This window comes from Microbacterium sp. Leaf179, assembly GCF_001423785.1.
Classification (GTDB): domain Bacteria; phylum Actinomycetota; class Actinomycetes; order Actinomycetales; family Microbacteriaceae; genus Microbacterium.
On sequence record NZ_LMPH01000001.1, the window covers coordinates 837,192 to 852,754 of the forward strand.

Genomic DNA, 15,563 nt, shown 5'->3' on the forward strand with positions numbered 1-15,563 from the left:
AGGAGGCTCTAAGGGGATGCGCGGTCTCGCGGCCGGGTGCCGAGGCGGCGAGACCGCGCATCCGAGAGTGAGCGATCGCGGTGGAAGAGTTCGAATCTTGGGGGAGAACAACTCGACGATCGCTCGATCTCGACGATTGCATCGATCCGACCCGGGGGGTGTGTAGATCCCCCCTTTTTCACCCCGGCGCTCGCCCCACCCGGAGCGCTCCGGTGAATGGGCACGCCGGCGCCCGTCGCGACCGGGTTGTCGACGAGAGGTATCGCGGTAGGGGGAGGTGCGGGCAGAGCGAGACATTCAGCAATGCGGCCCCCCGGCTCGCAGGCGACGTGCTCGCTCTGCCCGCGGATCCAGCATCGGGTGCGCCGCGCGAGCAGGCGGACCCGGGCGTGGGGAATTCACCCCGCTGGATCGACAGATCACCTCAGCGTCGGACAGCCCGGGGTGAAGCGATAATGTGGCCGAGCCCCGTTGTCCCCCAGGAGGAGTCGATGATCGACACCGTCGACCAGTCCGCGCCCGCACGATCACGGGTGAGACCGCCTCGACCCGCCACGCTCGCGACCGTGGGGGGATCGGCCGCTTTCGTCAGTGCCGCGCTCATCTGGGTCTGCCGGGGTGTGGACCCGAGCGTGCAGTACGTCAGCCAGCTCGGTGCGACCGGCATGCCCACGGCGCCGCTGTTCAATCTCGCGCTGCTTCTGCTCGCCATCGCGGCGGTGCTCGTCGATCGCGCCCTCGTCGGTCGAGGCGGGGGATACGTCGTCGGATGGCCGGTCGCCACGACCCTGCTGGTGTGCGGGCTCTGCTTCGCCGTGGCCTCGGTCATCACGTGCTCCCCGGGCTGCCCGGTTCCGTTCACCCCGGGCGCACAGGTGCAAGACCTCTTTCACATCTCGTTCGCCGTGCTGGGGTTCGTCCTCGCCATCGTGGCGATGGGCCAGGTAGCGGCTCTGCGACGACGGCCGTGGATGCGCGCGGCGAGCGTCATGACCCTCGTGGCCGTCGGGGTGACGTCGTTCACCGGCGCCATGCTCTCGCTCTTCGGCGGGGACACGGTGCTCGGAGGCAACCTGGAATTCACTGCCGCGACGCTGGCGATCGCCTGGTTCGGCGTCTTCGGCCTGCAGGTGGCGGCCGATGAGCGGGCGGCTCCGGGGCGTCGGTCCACCCGACCGGTCTCCTGAGGTCGCGGGGCGAGCCCTGCGGGCGAGAGGTTAGCGTTGTCGCCGTGACTCGACGACGTGTATGGCAGATCGTGATGTTGCTGGCTCCGCTGGCGGCGCTGATCGTCGTCGTCGCGGTCCTGCGCGGTGCCGGGGTTCCCCTGTCGGTGCCCGGGGTGATCGTCGTCCTGGTGCTGCTGGTCGTGGCTCGCGTCGTCGTCGGTCGACTGCGTCGGCGCCGGCCCAAGTGATCAGGCCTCCGTCTCGATCTCGATGAGGCCCCACGCGTGGGCCGCGCGGATCGCGCTGGAGCGGTCGGACACCTCGAGCTTGCGGTACAGGCTCTGCAGCTGGGTCTTGACCGTGTTCGGCGACACGACGAGGACCCGTGCGATGTCGGCGATCGTCGAGGTGGGCGTCAGGTGGGCGAGCACGACCTGCTCGCGCTTGGTGAGGTGCGGCACGCTGACGGATGATGCGAAGAACGAGCGCCGTTCGCTCACCCGCTCTCGCGCAGCGGGCGTCAGCATCTGAAGGACCAGCGCGCGGTCCTCCGGTGCGACGGCGCTCCACGGACTCCACAGATCGTGCTGGATGCTCAACGACTCCGCGCGTTGCGCGGCGGTGCGATGTGCGCTCACCCCGTTGAGGCGGACGTCGGCCACCACGCTGACGACGAGACTCTCGAGAGCAGCGCGCGGAGCGGGTTCGTGGTGCAGACCCCACTTGACGCTCATGACGAACGCTTCGTGCGTCCGCCCCGCGTACAACTGCGACAGCGCGATCGCCGGCGCGGTGGCCGGAGAAAGAGAGAACGGCCCTTCGAAGAGGGCGAGCGCCTTGCGCGCCTGTCGCAGCGCGATCAGGACTTTCGCCCGTGCGGTGAGCAGCTGGGTCGACTGGTAGTGCGAGGGCGGGGTGCTGCGCGCGCGAACGGCCCAGACCCGGAGCAGACCCAGGGAGTCGGATGCCGCTCCCGAGAGCAGGAAGGCGAGGGCGTGGATCGACGCGGCGTACGGCCAGAGCTCACGCGCTCCCCGGGTCGACGGGATCTGGTCCAGCAGCGCCCGAGCCGACGCCGGATCCCCTCCCTCCAACTGCAGCCATGCCGTCGCGACGCGGAGCCCTTCTCCCCAGGGGGACGCCGTCCAGTTGTCGTCTCGGTTCTGGCTCACGATGCCCGACGCTCCCCGGACGTCGCCGTCGAGGAGCGCGATGACCGCGAGCGCCCCTCTCACGCGTGATCGGCCGGCGGGTGAGGCGACGCGTTCCGATTGACGGAGGGACTGCGCCGCGTCGCGCAGTCGCCCCATCGCGAACGCGGTCATGCCCGCTTGGTACCACCCCTCGGCGGAAGCCTCCGGCTCCGCATCGCGGTGGCGGCGGAGGCCGTCGACGAGGAGAGACGCCGACTCCGTGGCGAGAGCGAAGCGCCCGGCCGCCCTCAGGAGACTGATGCGCAGAGTCAGAGCCTCGAGGTTGCTCGCCGCCGCGGCCGTCTTCGCATCGGGGAGGCGGCCCAGTGCGGAGACGGCGAGCCCGGGAGTCTCGGGTGACAGCGCCGTATCGGGGTCGAGCGCGAGGAGCACGTCGATCGAGAGGGGGTCGGTCGGCGCGCTGTCGCGCAAGCGCCCCACCAGGTGAGCGAAGCTGTCCGCGTCGCGAGCCCAGATCTCCGGAGCGGAATCTCGCAGCACCGATGCCAGCGTCTGCCACTGTTCGGCGTCCGCCGCGATCTGCGCGGCGAGCAAGGGTTCGCCCGCTTCGACGAGATGATTCAGCAGGCTCAGACGGGCGGTCGTCACCACCCCCGGCGTACGTGCCGAGATGTCGCGCAACCATTGCTCGCGGATGGGCTCGGCGAGGACGAGCCGTGTCGAGCTCGGCCAGACCAGACCCGCGTGTTGCAGGTGCACGAGGAGTTCCGCCGTCGAACCCGTCGTGGAGTCGATGCCCATCGCCTCCGCGAGTGCCGCGTTGATGAAGGGGGCGACCGCGAGCAGGCGAACCTCGTCGGTGATCGGGATATCGAGCCGTTGCTCCATGTCGGAGGTCAGAGCCGCGCCCGCATAGTCGGCGACGGCGATCGCCTCTTCGCGCGTTCTCAGCGGCAGGCCCTCCAGACGGAGCCGGGCGCTTGCGAGCTGGCCGAGCGCGGGCCATCCGTGGGTGCGCTCGGCGAGTTCGTCAGTGGCGGCCTCGGTGGTCTCAACCCCGTTCAGCGCCAGGACGAGTGCGAGCTCGTCACGTGTCATCCGCAGGCGAGCGGCCGGCACGACATGGACGTCGAACTCGAGAGCCACGAGTGGGCTCTCCAGACCGGTGGCGTACCGGGTGCCCACGACGATTCGCAGCTCGGAATCGGCGTGAAGCATCTGCAGGAGGTGCTCGGAGGAGACGCCGACGCCCTCGACGTGATTGTCGATCAGCAGCACATGCCGCGACGGCCCGCTGGCGAAGCCCTCGGCGATGCGGTCGATGCTCTCGGGCGGCGTGAGGTTGCCGTCGATGAGCTGCACACCGATCTCGGTGTCGTCTTGCAGGGTGAGCGCGAACTGGCGCAGCAGGGAGGTCTTCCCGACCCCGGTGGGTCCGCGCAGCAGCACGATGTCGCTCGCGAGGGCCTCGCGCAGATGAGAGATCGGCCCCTCGCGCGGTGCCCAGAAACGGCTCGTCCGCCGGGTCACGCGCGCTCCGGCCGGAAGGGTGTCCACATCGATCAGCATCGTCATCTCCACTAGGGCGGGGCCTCCCCCCGAAGGGTGGGAGTTCTCGGCGCGGCACGTCTCGGCCGCTTGGTGCTGATCCTGAGGGTGAGGACCGGGCGAACTCGGCGGAGAACAGGTCTTTCATCCCCCTCGTCACCCCGGCATCACCCCATCCGCATCACCCTCTTCTCGACTGCCGACCGGCATCCCCTGCGGTTCGTGTCGTGAGTGTCTCGCCCGCCACCCCGGCCGTCCGTGCCGAGAGAAGCGTCCTCGCGCCTGTGCCTATGCTGCGGGCGACCCGACGGTCTCGCCGTCGCGTCATGCGAAAGGCGGACACAGAGTGGACATTCAGCGAGTGATGCGCATCTTGCGCGCCTACTGGAAGGCGATCGTCGTGATGACGGTCCTGGGAGGGCTGGCCGGACTCGGGTGGAGCGCCACGCAGGCGCGGGTGTACTCCGCCGACGCGAGCGGGTACGTGGCGGCCGTGGCGTCGGACGGTTCGACGGGTGCCGCCCTTGCCGGCGACCAGTTGGCGCTGTCCAAGGTCAAATCGTTCATCGACATGGGGTACTGGCGCAGCGTCGCCGATACGGCTCGACAGCAGCTCGGCCTCTCCGACAGTCCCGAGGCTCTCGTGGAGCGCATCCGCGTCTCCAACCCGGTCGACACCGTGAACGTCCGCGTCGACGCCACCGGGGCGACCCCGGAATCGGCCCGCGATCTCGCCGAGGCGTGGATCCGCGCGATGACGACGCAAGTGGACGAGCTCGAGTCGGGGGGCAGTGGTCAGGGCGCGGTGCGACTCGTCGCCGGCGACTCGGCGCGACTGCCGACCTCGCCGTCCTCACCGAACGTACGACTGGACGTGATGATCGGTGCGCTTCTCGGCCTCGTCGCCGGTGTCGTGTTCGCGCTGGTGCGACGCACCTTCGACCGACGGTTGCGGTCGGCCAGCGACATCACCGATGCCGTCGATGCGTCGGTGGTCGGTGTGCTCCCGGTGGACAAGGAGTTGGCGGCGGGGCGCGCCGTCTTCTCGTTCGACGACATCCGCGACGGGCGCGGGTCGTTCGCCCACAAGGAGGCCATGCGCGAACTGCGCACGAACCTCCAGTACGTCGACGTCGACCGCCCGGCGCGCATCATGGTGGTCACCAGCCCGCTCCCCGGCGACGGCAAGTCCACCACCGCCGCGAACCTGGCGGTGAGCATCGCGGCGACCGGGCAGTCGGTCATCCTCGTCGACGCCGATCTCCGTCGCCCTGTTCTGGGCGGCATGTTCGGGTTCTCGGACGACGTGGGCCTCTCCGACGTCCTCGCCGGCCGCGCGCAGATCGAACAGGTCGCCCATCAGGTCGACGAACACGGACGGCTCTTCGTCGTGGCCGCGGGGCGAACCCCGCCCAACCCGAGCGAGATGGTCGGGTCGAAGCGCATGCAGGCGCTGTCGCGGAAGCTCGCCGAGGATCTGGTCGTCATCGTCGATTCGCCTCCGACGCTCGCCGTCGCCGACGCCGCGGTGATCGCGAGCTGGGCCGACGGGACCGTCCTCGTGGTGACGGCCGGGCGCACCACCGACGACATGCTGACGCGGGCGACCGCGAACATCGCGAAGACTCGAGGGCACCTGCTCGGAGTCGTGCTGAACCGCGCGCCGCTCCGTGGGGCGGATTCGGGCTATTACGGGATGCAGTACGGCGGCTACTACGGCTACGGAATCGGTCGCACCGAGAAGAGCACGTGGTGGCGGCGGGTGCTGCGGAAGTCGTCGACCGAGCCCGGCGCGGCCGAGGAACACGGCAAGCGGCGCACGTCGGCCGACCTTCCCGCCGAGAACGTCAGCGCCCTCCGCCCCCTGTCTCATCGGAGGACAAAGGATCGGGACGCGGGTGAAGCTACGAGTGAAGTTGAGGTGGTGCGCACGTCTGAGCCGCCGGTCGACGCGGGCGCCCCGCGCCGACGACGCACGACCCCCTGACGCTTCCTCGCAGACACGACGAAGGCGCCGACCCGTCCGGGTGGGCGCCTTCGTCGTTTCCGTGTCAGTGCGCGGTGGACCCGGGCGCGACCACCGCCTTGAAGGTGCGGGCGAGGATCACGAGGTCTCCGATGAACGACCAGTTCTCGACGTAGAAGAGGTCGAGCCGGATGGCGTCGTCCCACGCGAGGGCCGAGCGTCCGCTGACCTGCCAGAGGCCGCTCATACCGGGCCGGACGATCAAGCGCCGGTGCGCATCGTCGTCGTAGAACTCGACTTCGGCGTCGCGCTGCGGGCGCGGTCCGACGAGACTCATCTGCCCGCCCAGGACGTTGAAAAGCTGCGGGAGCTCATCGAGGGAGTACTTCCGCAGCCAGCGACCGACAGGGGTGATCCGCGGGTCGTTGTCGATCTTGAACAAGGGCGTTCCGTCGCGCCCCTGTGCGGCCAGAAGGCCGTGCAGGCGGGCATCCGCCCCGTCGACCATCGAGCGGAACTTGAGCATGCCGAAGTGCGAGCCCCCCTGGCCGACGCGCTCCTGGCGATACAGAATCGGTCCCGGTCCCGACGCGCGGACGAGCCCGGCCAGCACGAGCAGTATCGGAGACAGGAGAAGAACCAGGGTGCCGGCGCCGACGATGTCGAAGGCGCGCTTGAGCACCCGTTGTCTGGCGGAGTACTGGGGCGTCTCGATGTGCACGAGGGGGAGCCCGGCGACGGGGCGGGTGTGCAGGCGGGGCCCGGCGACGTCGGTCAGGTTCACGGCGACGATCAGGTGCTGGCGGCCGGGGTCGAGGCTCCAACCGATCCGGCGGATGTCGTGAGAGTCGAGCAGAGCGCCGCCCGAGACGAGGACGCTGTCGGCATCGAGCACGCGAAGTTGCTCGCGCAGGAGATCGGCCTGCCGCTCCGTCCACGTCGGCCCCGACGACACGCGCGCCAGGGGGCGTATCCCGACCACATGGAGTCCCGCGGCGGGCTGGCGGGCCAGCTCGGCGGCCACGCGCTCGTTCTCTTCGTCTGCGCCGACCAGCACGACCCGTGCCCCCATGGCTCCGGACCGTCGCTTGCCGGCGAGCCATCGGCGGCAGAGGACCCGCCCACCGAGCAGGGCCGCGGAGCCGACGGGGAGACTGAGGAGGAAGTACCCGCGCGAGAGGTCGGCGCTGGTCAAGTAGGCGGCGATGGCGACGATCCCGAAGACCTGGGTGGAGGCGGCGAGCACGAGCCGGTACTCCGTGACGCCGTAGCCCACCACGCGGGGGTGTCGGCTCCCCCAGAGGCCGAGGGCGAGCAGCCACGCCAGGCAGAGGCCGACCGACACCGTCGTGTAGTCGACGGCGACCGAAGCCACGTCGACGGGGTGCGGCCCCAGCCAGAGCAGCTGGGTGCCGACCACGGCGATGACGACGACGAGGGCGTCGACGACGACGACGAGTCGGGCGTATCGACGCTGCCAGGTACTGCGTCGGGGCGACTCGAGCGGGGTGAGCCGCGCCAGCCGCGCGGGTGACTCGGTGAGTGAGACGGCAGGATTCATGGGTGCTCCGCAGTCCGGGCCCGGGGGACATTCACTGGAGAGCCGCGCCGGGATGGAAGCGGCCGTGGGCGCGGGGACTCTCTCATCGCGTCGGAGTGCGGAGGGCAGAGCGCCGGCTGTGTGGGCGCGGGTGAAGAGAGCCCCTCGTGCCGGTGCGGCAGGCCGCCCGCTCGTCGCGTGGGCGGGCACCGGCGGCGAGTTCCCGTCTCGGATCGCCTGGCGCGTCACCCGACGGCTTCTGGGCGTCACCTCGACGCGGTGAGGCTGCGGCCAAGAGCTTCCTCGCGATCACGGCATGTTTGCATGTGTATGTGAGCGTGAGTCCCCGAGCAAGCTGGGAGCATGACCGACGCGCCCGATCCCTGGAACGACTTCGTCCGCGAGTTGGGAGTGCGGCTTCTCCGTGCCCGGGCAGACAAACGGATGTCGCAGGAGCAAGTGGCGCACGCCGCGGGGCTGGCGACCTTCACGTACCGCAAGCTCGAGAAGGGCGAGTCCAACCCGGGCACCGCGGCGAATCCGCGGCTTCGCACTCTGGTAGCCCTCGCCGAGGTGCTGGAGGTTCCGCTGCGGGACCTTCTGCCCACCCCTCCCGAAGGCCTCGCTCCCGGCCGCTGAGGGCGGTGTCGGAGGTGTGCGATTTACTTCTTTCGTGCCCGCCGATGTTCGGGTCGCCGGTGTCGCCGGCGGCTCCACGAGAGAGGTGTCAGGCATGGAACGGCGAGTAGCTGCCGAAGACGTCGAACGGCGAGCGAGGTGCGCGTTCGAGTGGTGCACGACGGATCACGGTGCGACGGTGCACCCCGACGATGAGGATCACCGCAGCGAGGGGTGCGGGTGGCCCGGCCGCGTTCGCGACGGCCGAGGGAGCGGGCCGGGAATCGTAACCGTGCTCGAGGTCGGCGTGCTCCGTCGCACCGATGACGCCGCGGCGTGGATCGTCATCGAGACCGGTATCGGCACCTCGCTCGCGTTGTCGCCCGAGGCTGCGCAGACCCTTGCGCGTCGACTTCTCGACGACGGCGACGTCAGGGCGGTATCCGCCGCTCCGGGCTCAGCCGGCTGAGAGGGCGCGGCGCGCGGCTCGACGGTCGTGCATCCACGCCCACGCCGCGGCGCCGATGTACAGCAGGCACAGCGGCAGGGCGATGAGGGCCATGCTCATCATGTCGGAGGGAGGGGTGACCGTCGCCGAGAAGATGATGATGACGACCAGAGCGACACGCCATCCGCGAATGATGGATCGCGCGCTCAGCACCCCGACCGCGTTCAGCGCGATGATTCCGAGGGGGGAGACGAAAGAGATCCCGACCCCGACGATCAGTTTGAGGAGGAAGTCGAAGTACTGGCTCGCGGTGAGCATCGTCGAGGAGCCGACGGGGGCGAAGCCGGCGAGCAGGGTAACGATCTGGGGGACGACGATCCACCCGAACCAGGCTCCAGCAAGAAAAAGCGGGACTGCGGTGCCGACGAAGACGATGCCGATCCGCCGTTCGCGCGAGGTCAGGCCGGGAACGAGGAACGCCCAGACCTGGTAGAGCCAGACGGGCGCGGACAGAACGATGCCGAGGGTCATCGCGATCTTGAAGCGCAGGTCGAACGCCTCGCCCAGACGTGTGAAGTTCAAACCGGTCAGCGACGGCCCCTGAATGTGCGTGAGCGGGGCAGCAGCGGCTTCGATGACGACGTCGGAGAGGGCGAAGCCGGCGATTCCGGCGACCACGACGGCTGCGGCCGAGATGGCGATCCGCCGACGGAGTTCCGCGAAGTGGGAGAGGAGGGGCATGGCCCCTTTCTTGCCACTCGTGCGTCGCGAGCGCGGTGACTTCACGCGGGCGATGACGGGCCCGACTCGGAACGGTGGGGGAGTTCGTCCTGTGCCGCGCCGGTGGCGACCGGTTCGTCTTCGGCCTTGGCCTTCTTGTCACCGCCGGATTCGCTGCGCAGGATGCGGACCGACTCTCCGACGCTCTTGGCGAGCCCCGGGAGTTTGGCTGCGCCGAACAGAAGGAGGATGACGGCGAGGATCAGGATGAGGTGCCACCCCGAGAATGCGTTCCCAAAAATACCCATGGGGGACCTTTCGATAGCCGGACGGTTCTTCCATGCTCGACGGGGGTCGTGACTCAGCCCGCGGCGCGGGGGCAACATCGCCCGATCTGCTGCCGCACTTCACCAGCCCTGCGCTCGTGGGGTGTGCGTCCGTTCCGGTTCACCCCCGCCTGGCACTCCGGTTGACTGGCGCCGCGTGGCAGGTGTCGCGCAGAGGGAGACGTGCGATGCGCCGATGCGACCGATGATCACCAACCGCGTGCTGGTGGTCTGCACGGCCAACATGATCCGATCCCCCTTCGTCGCCGCGCTCCTGCGCACGCGTCTGGCCTCCGGCCCGGGCGCGGTGCTGGATATCTCGAGCGCCGGCACGGCGGCCCGCCCGGGGGACGCGGCGGCCGACGGCGTGATCGAGATGGGGCGTACCTACGGCCTCTCGCTGGACGAGCATCGCACTCGGCGGCTCGACGAGGGTGTGCTGCAGACCGGCGACACCGTGCTGTGCGCGGAACGCGCCCACCGCCGTGCGGTGCTGGACCTTCGCCCCGATCTCATCTCGTCGGTGTTCACGGTGCGAGAGTTCGCCCGCTCGGTCGAGACCGTGACGACCGCGGGCGGGGCCGGCAACTGGCCCGCGCTCGTGCAGGCGGCCGCTCGGGCTCGTTCCGTCGAGCGACGCGGGCTCGACGACGACATCGTCGACCCGGTCGGCCGACCGGCTGACGTGTGGCTGGCGTTCGAACGGGAGGCCACGTGGGCGGTGTCGACCATCCTCGCGTCGATCGCCTCGCTTCCCCGCATCGATGCGGAGGCCGCCGCGCAAGGCTTCATCCCCGCCACGCGGCGGGAATACAGGGGAATGCAGCTGGCGGAACCCCCGGCCGCGCCGCCCGCGGGCTGGAGGAGCTGAGGTGTTCGACATGGGGATGGACAAGCTGATCTTCGTGGGCGTCATCGTCGGGTTGATCATCGGCCCGGAGCGGTTGCGTGAATGGCGGCACTCCCTGCCGCGCGCGGTGGGTCGCATGCACGCGCTCTATCTGCAGGGCAAGTCCCAGGTCGTGGACGACCTGAATGAGCTGGCCCCCGACTGGCGCGAGTACGACCCCCGCCTGTTGCACCCGAAGCGGATCATTCGAGACCTCACCGACGCGGCGACCCAGCAGGCGCTCGAAGCGGACCGCGACCGGGCGAAGTCAGGACATGCGGCGGGTGTCTCGCCGGGTGACGTATCGGCGTCGGATCCCCACCCCGATGGCGCCCATCACCCCGCCGAGGGTGTTCGCGGCGACGTCGATCGCACTGCTCGTCCGGCCGGGGAGGAAGACGCCCTGAGCGATCTCGACCAGCAGCGGGACCGTCCACGCGATGCCCAGGAGCAGCCAGGGGCGACCGGGCAGGAGTCGCGCGAGCAGGACGCCGAAGGGGATGAGGAAGACGACGTTCGCGATGACGTCGAGGTCGACCGACCTGGCAGCGGGCACGACGGCGTACAGGCAGTCGTAGAGGAAGTCGACGCGGCGCTCGAGGTGCACCGGCCAGAACACGATCACCCCGAGGGCCGCCAGGTACAGGGCCGCCGCGACGGCTCCACGGCGACGAGCGAGTGACGCGATACGTACGGAGAGCACGCCTCACCGTACGAAACGCGCCCACCGCGGTGGGGCTCCGCGGGAGCGGGTGAGGTCAGAGGCGCGCGGGGACGAGGAGCGGGTCCGACGAGCGGCTCAGCACCGTTCTGGATTCTTCGGCGTCGGCGCGCGCCATGACGCGGCCGAGCCCGATTCCTGCGGCGAGCGAGATCGTCGCCCAGACGGCTGCGGCGATGAGGATGACGGCAAGAGCGACCATGGGACTTCTCCTTCGGAGTCCGAGCGGCCACCGAACGGTGGTTGTGCTCAAAGTAGCGGTCGATCGGGCCCGGGGTCGCACTGGTGCGGGCGTGTCGTCAGCCCTTGCGACCGAAGGTCCTGCGCACGATGCGGAGCAAGCCGAGGAATCCGAAGAGACCGACGACGGCTCCGAGCACGGCGAAGAGAGTGACGTCGCCGCCGAGGACCGGACCGCCTCCCGCGAGGATCAGGACCACCGCGATCACGACGGCGGCGATCGAGACGAGGGTGGAGGCCACCTCGGCGGTGACCCGCCCGAGGATGCCGCTGACGTCGTCGCCGTCGTCACTGCGCAGCGTGATGCCGATCGACCCCTTCTCCACACCGGTCAGCAGAGCGTCGAGGCGGCGCGGGATGTTCTCCAACCGCGCCATCGTGATGACGCTCTGCGCTTGGAGGTCGGTCGCCATGCGCTTGAGAGACACCGTGCGGCGCAGCAGCGTCGGCATGAGCGGGAGCGCGCGCCCGACCATGTCGAAGTCGTCGACGATCACGCGCAGGCAGCCCTCGAGGGTGGCGAAGCTGCGGAACGCGGAGGCCAGCTCGCCCGGGAGAGCGATGCGGTGCTGACGGATGACGTCGACCATGCGCGTGAAGATCGATCCCTGGCCGCCGGTGCGCAGATGCTCCGTGGTCAACACGATCCCGACGTCATGACGGAAAGCCTCGAGGTCGACGTCGGCCGGGGCGTCCACGATGAGCAGAAGCGCGTCGGTCGCTGCGACGTCGTTCTCGCTGAGGGCGGCGAGGAGCAGAGCGGTCATGTGCTGTCTGCGGCTGCGCTCGATGATCCCGACCGCGCCGAAGTCGATGAGCCCGAGAGTGCCGTCTTCTTTCAGGAGGACGTTGCCGGGGTGCAGGTCGGCGTGGAAGACGCCGTAGACGAGGATCTGCTCGATCACGGTGGACATCAGCACCTGGGCCAGCCGGTCGCGTTGTGCGGCGTCGAGGGCGGCGAGGTGATCCGCGGAATCGCTGAGCGCGATGCCGTCGACGAGCTCCATCGTGAGGACACGCTGCCCGGACGCGGCGGCGAACACCTCGGGCACGGTGACCACACCGCGCCGCTCGGGCTCGGCGCGATCGATGAGATCGAGGGTCGAGTGGATCATGCGCGTGTTGCGCGCTTCGATGCGGTAGTCGAGCTCTTCGACGAGGGTGGCGGTGAATCCGCGGGCAACGGACTCGATGCGCAGATCCCGACCCACCCGCGTGCGCGCCTCGGCGCGATGCGCGAGCCGGCCGATGATGTCGGCATCCGCCTCCACCTGCGCGCGTGCCGCGGGGCGCTGGACCTTCACCACGACGGGGGTGCCGTCGAGGAGGTGGGCGCGGTGTACCTGCGCGACCGAGGCCGCGGCGAGGGGAACAGGGTCGACGTCGGCGTAGACCTCGTCGATGGAGGCGCCCAGATCGTCTTCGATGACGGCGCGGACGGTGTCCCAGGGAAGAGTGGTGGCGCTCGTCTGCAGAGATGCGAGCGCGCTGAGATACGGCTCGGGGATGAGGTCGCGGCGGGTGGAGAGCACCTGGCCCAGCTTGACGAAGCTGACTCCGGCATCGTTGATGGTGGCGACGATGGCCTTCGCGCGTTCCTCCGAGGTGCTGAGCTCGGCCTCGACGCGGGAGCCGCCGCCGTGGAAGAGCCAGCCGACGCCGTGGCGGGAGGCGATCGTGAGGATCTCGAGGTAGCGCCGAGTGCGTTTGCGCTGACGCAGGGCCGCCCGCACGAGGTCGACCGGGTTGGGAAGTGGCCGGGTCGGGAAGATCGCCTCGATGGCGACGAGGGTGGCCACCCCGAGGGCGAACACCCACGCCAGGGACAGGGCGATCAGGCCGATCCATAGCCAGACGTCCTGCGCGGGGATCACGGTCGTTCCCTCGGGAAGACCGGTCTGGCGCAACGTCCATTCGGCGGAGGGGACGCCGAGGAAGAAGACGAGGAGCCCGACCACGATGCTGCGGGGCCAGCCGACGGCGGTCCCGAGAATGCGGCGCGCCACGAACCCGACCAGGACCGCCGAAACGATGGCGGAGATCGAGATGAGGATGCTGGCGATCACGGGGTCAGCGTATCCGGCCGTCAGCCGATCTGCGGCAGAGCGCACTCGGGGCAGCGCCACCAGACGCCGCGCAGCCCGCTCTCGGGCGTGGTCGTGGCGAGACAGCGCCGGCAGGTCGGTGCGAACCCGCCGAGGAGGTCGAGGTCGTCGCCGGCGTCGTGCGAGGCGGCGTGTGCGGCGAGGCGTGGCGCAGAAGTCACGGGGTCTCCTTCGGGTTGTGCAGCATCTTTGCATGCGCATGCGCGAAGAGGGTGGCGTCATCCACAGGGGAGCATCCGCCCTCGGGGCGACGCGGGCACGACGTCCGCAGAAGACGTTCCCGGGCCGCACCGAGGAGGTGCGGCCCGGGGTCATGCTCACTTACGCAGCTGGCGCATCGTCTTCTTCGCGCGCTTCTCGGCGGCGGCGGCGGCCTTCTTTGCCGCCTTGTGGCGACGCTTGCGTGCACGAGGGTCGTTCCACAGGCGCACCACCTGGTGACCGACCGACTCCCGGTTCTTGACCTGTACACGCGATGCCCGCGCGCCGATGACGTAGGCGATGAACACGATCGCGCCGACCGCGATGACCTTGTTGCGCATGGCATCCTCTTCCTCTTCGATGTGCTCCGTGGCGAGAGGCCACGAAGACCCGCTCACGATGGAGACGTATCGGGACACCGATTCGTCACGCCCGCGGCCGAACCCGGGTCGCGGATCTCATCGTCGCGGTGCGCTCGCCGGAATGCGGAAGACGCCCCGACCGAGCGGCCGGGGCGTCTTTCGTCGGGCAGGGATCAGGGGCGACCCATGCCGAAGTAGGTCCAGCCGGCGGCTCGCCATGCGGCCGGGTCGAGGCAGTTGCGGCCGTCGACGACGACGCGTCCCCGCGCGAGCGAGGCGGCGTGCTCGGGGGAGAGCTCGCGACGGTACTCGTCCCACTCGGTGACGACGATGACGGCGTCGGCGTCGCGCAGGGTCTCGTCGAGGTCGCGCTCGTACGTCAGCTGCGGGTGGATGCGGCGGGCGTTATCGATCGCGGCCGGGTCGGTGAGAGTGACCTTCGCGCCCAGACCGTGCAGACGCACGGCGACGTCGAGCGCGGGGGAGTCGCGGATGTCGTCGCTGTGGGGCTTGAAGGCCGCGCCGAGCACGGCGATCTTCTTCTCGAAGACGCTGCCGCCCAGGGCCTCGGTGGTGAGCTCGACGGCCCGGTCGCGTCGGCGGAGGTTGATCGCGTCGATCTCCCGCAGGAAGGCGACGGACTCGCCCCGCCCGAGCTCCTCGGCACGAGCCGAGAAGGCGCGGATGTCCTTCGGGAGGCAACCGCCGCCGAAGCCGATGCCCGCACCCAGGAAGCGCCGACCGATACGGGCGTCGTGGCCGATGGCATCCGCCAACGTCGTGACGTCGGCACCCGTGACCTCGGCGATCTCGGCGATCGCGTTGATGAAGCTGATCTTGGTCGCCAGGAACGCGTTGGCCGACACCTTCACGAGTTCCGCGGTGGCGTAGTCGGTGACGATGAAGGGCGTGCCCTTGGCGATGGAGGGGTGGTAGACCTCGCGGAGCACCTGAGCAGTGCGCTCTCCTTCGGCCGAGGGGGCGCCGTTCTCGGTGGGCACACCGGCGACGAGGCGATCGGGGTCGATCGTGTCCTGGACGGCCCAGCCCTCGCGGAGGAACTCGGGGTTCCACACCAGGGTCGCGCCGCGCTCGGCCACGCTCGGCGCGAGCCGCGCGGCGGTGCCGACCGGGACGGTCGACTTGCCGGCGACGATGTCACCCTCGCTGAGGAACGGCAGGAGGCCCTCGATCGCGGCGTTCACGTAGGTGAGGTCGGCGGCGTGGCTTCCCGCCTGCTGCGGCGTTCCGACGCCGACGAAGTGCACCTTGGCGCCCTGGGCGGCAGACATGTCGGTGGTGAAGGTCAGGCGGCCCGACTCGATGCCCTCGGTCAGGATCTCCTGCAGGCCGGGCTCGAAGAAGGGGGCCTCCCCCTTGGACAGGGTGGCGATCTTCCGTTCGTCGACATCGATACCGACGACGTCGTGACCGATGGAGGCCATCGCGGCCGCGTGAACGGCTCCCAGGTACCCGCAACCCACTACAGACAAGCGCACGATTCAGAGCCTTCCAGATTCCTGACGACGCGACCCGGTGACACCGGGTCGCGGACC

The 15,563-nt window shown here is 69.8% G+C and carries 16 protein-coding genes; 6 read left to right on the forward strand and 10 right to left on the reverse strand.

All coding sequences use genetic code 11. The features are described 5' to 3' along the window. Positions 1-491: 491 nt before the first annotated feature. Together ASF96_RS03880 and ASF96_RS16725 are read left to right on the forward strand one after the other, a co-directional pair. Entirely contained in the window at positions 492-1,187 is a 696-nt protein-coding gene (locus ASF96_RS03880; RefSeq protein ID WP_055833836.1) for a DUF998 domain-containing protein, read from the forward strand. 44 nt (positions 1,188-1,231) lie between these two features. Beyond that, a complete protein-coding gene (locus ASF96_RS16725) occupies positions 1,232-1,417 on the forward strand; it encodes a hypothetical protein (RefSeq protein WP_156458711.1) in 186 nt (61 codons plus the stop codon). Here the strand turns inward: ASF96_RS16725 and ASF96_RS03885 are convergent, their stop codons facing one another. Next, positions 1,418-3,892 carry a LuxR C-terminal-related transcriptional regulator gene (locus ASF96_RS03885; protein WP_055936097.1) on the reverse strand — a complete coding sequence of 825 codons (2,475 nt, stop codon included), beginning with the start codon at positions 3,890-3,892 and terminating at the stop codon, positions 1,418-1,420. A 343-nt stretch (positions 3,893-4,235) separates the two neighbouring features. On the opposite strand from ASF96_RS03885, the gene ASF96_RS03890 reads away from it, so the two are divergent. After that, positions 4,236-5,858 (forward strand): polysaccharide biosynthesis tyrosine autokinase, encoded by a 1,623-nt coding sequence (locus ASF96_RS03890; protein ID WP_055833842.1) that lies wholly within the window; start codon positions 4,236-4,238, stop codon positions 5,856-5,858. A 64-nt stretch (positions 5,859-5,922) separates the two neighbouring features. On the opposite strand, the gene ASF96_RS03895 is transcribed toward ASF96_RS03890, so the two are convergent. Next, complete coding sequence (locus ASF96_RS03895) at positions 5,923-7,398, reverse strand: sugar transferase (RefSeq protein WP_055936100.1); 1,476 nt, start codon at positions 7,396-7,398, stop codon at positions 5,923-5,925. 342 nt (positions 7,399-7,740) lie between these two features. Here ASF96_RS03895 and ASF96_RS03900 point away from each other — a divergent pair, with 342 nt between their 5' ends. Continuing rightward, positions 7,741-8,016, forward strand: a complete 276-nt coding sequence (locus ASF96_RS03900; RefSeq protein ID WP_055833847.1) for a helix-turn-helix domain-containing protein — start codon at positions 7,741-7,743, stop codon at positions 8,014-8,016. A 271-nt stretch (positions 8,017-8,287) separates the two neighbouring features. Next, entirely contained in the window at positions 8,288-8,464 is a 177-nt protein-coding gene (locus tag ASF96_RS16730) for a hypothetical protein (protein WP_156458713.1), read from the forward strand. Here ASF96_RS16730 and tatC read toward each other — a convergent pair. Both tatC and ASF96_RS03910 read right to left on the reverse strand, forming a co-directional pair. Next, entirely contained in the window at positions 8,453-9,184 is a 732-nt protein-coding gene (tatC, locus tag ASF96_RS03905; protein ID WP_055936102.1) for a twin-arginine translocase subunit TatC, read from the reverse strand. The genes ASF96_RS16730 and tatC overlap by 12 nt on opposite strands. 41 nt (positions 9,185-9,225) lie before the next feature. Beyond that, positions 9,226-9,471, reverse strand: coding sequence for a twin-arginine translocase TatA/TatE family subunit (locus tag ASF96_RS03910; RefSeq protein WP_055833857.1), 246 nt, complete (start codon positions 9,469-9,471; stop codon positions 9,226-9,228). A gap of 223 nt (positions 9,472-9,694) precedes the next feature. On the opposite strand from ASF96_RS03910, the gene ASF96_RS03915 reads away from it, so the two are divergent. Beyond that, positions 9,695-10,360, forward strand: a complete 666-nt coding sequence (locus tag ASF96_RS03915; RefSeq protein ID WP_055936104.1) for an arsenate reductase/protein-tyrosine-phosphatase family protein — start codon at positions 9,695-9,697, stop codon at positions 10,358-10,360. Between the two features lie 286 nt (positions 10,361-10,646). Here the strand turns inward: ASF96_RS03915 and ASF96_RS17605 are convergent, their stop codons facing one another. The 6 genes from ASF96_RS17605 to ASF96_RS03940 form a co-directional block, all read right to left on the reverse strand. Then, positions 10,647-11,081, reverse strand: coding sequence for a VanZ family protein (locus ASF96_RS17605; protein ID WP_055936106.1), 435 nt, complete (start codon positions 11,079-11,081; stop codon positions 10,647-10,649). Positions 11,082-11,136: 55 nt separating this feature from the next. Beyond that, the gene (locus ASF96_RS16735; RefSeq protein ID WP_156458714.1) at positions 11,137-11,301 is read right to left on the reverse strand and encodes a hypothetical protein; all 165 of its coding nucleotides are present in this window, start codon (positions 11,299-11,301) and stop codon (positions 11,137-11,139) included. A gap of 97 nt (positions 11,302-11,398) precedes the next feature. Further along, positions 11,399-13,405, reverse strand: a complete 2,007-nt coding sequence (locus ASF96_RS03925) for an ABC1 kinase family protein (RefSeq protein ID WP_055936108.1) — start codon at positions 13,403-13,405, stop codon at positions 11,399-11,401. A gap of 20 nt (positions 13,406-13,425) precedes the next feature. Further along, on the reverse strand, positions 13,426-13,605 hold the full coding sequence (locus ASF96_RS17120; protein ID WP_055936111.1) for a hypothetical protein: 180 nt from the start codon (positions 13,603-13,605) through the stop codon (positions 13,426-13,428). A 156-nt stretch (positions 13,606-13,761) separates the two neighbouring features. After that, positions 13,762-14,043, reverse strand: a complete 282-nt coding sequence (locus ASF96_RS03935; RefSeq protein ID WP_235560520.1) for a hypothetical protein — start codon at positions 14,041-14,043, stop codon at positions 13,762-13,764. 137 nt (positions 14,044-14,180) lie between these two features. Continuing rightward, on the reverse strand, positions 14,181-15,506 hold the full coding sequence (locus ASF96_RS03940; protein ID WP_055833870.1) for a UDP-glucose dehydrogenase family protein: 1,326 nt from the start codon (positions 15,504-15,506) through the stop codon (positions 14,181-14,183). Between the last annotated feature and the right edge of the window lie 57 nt (positions 15,507-15,563).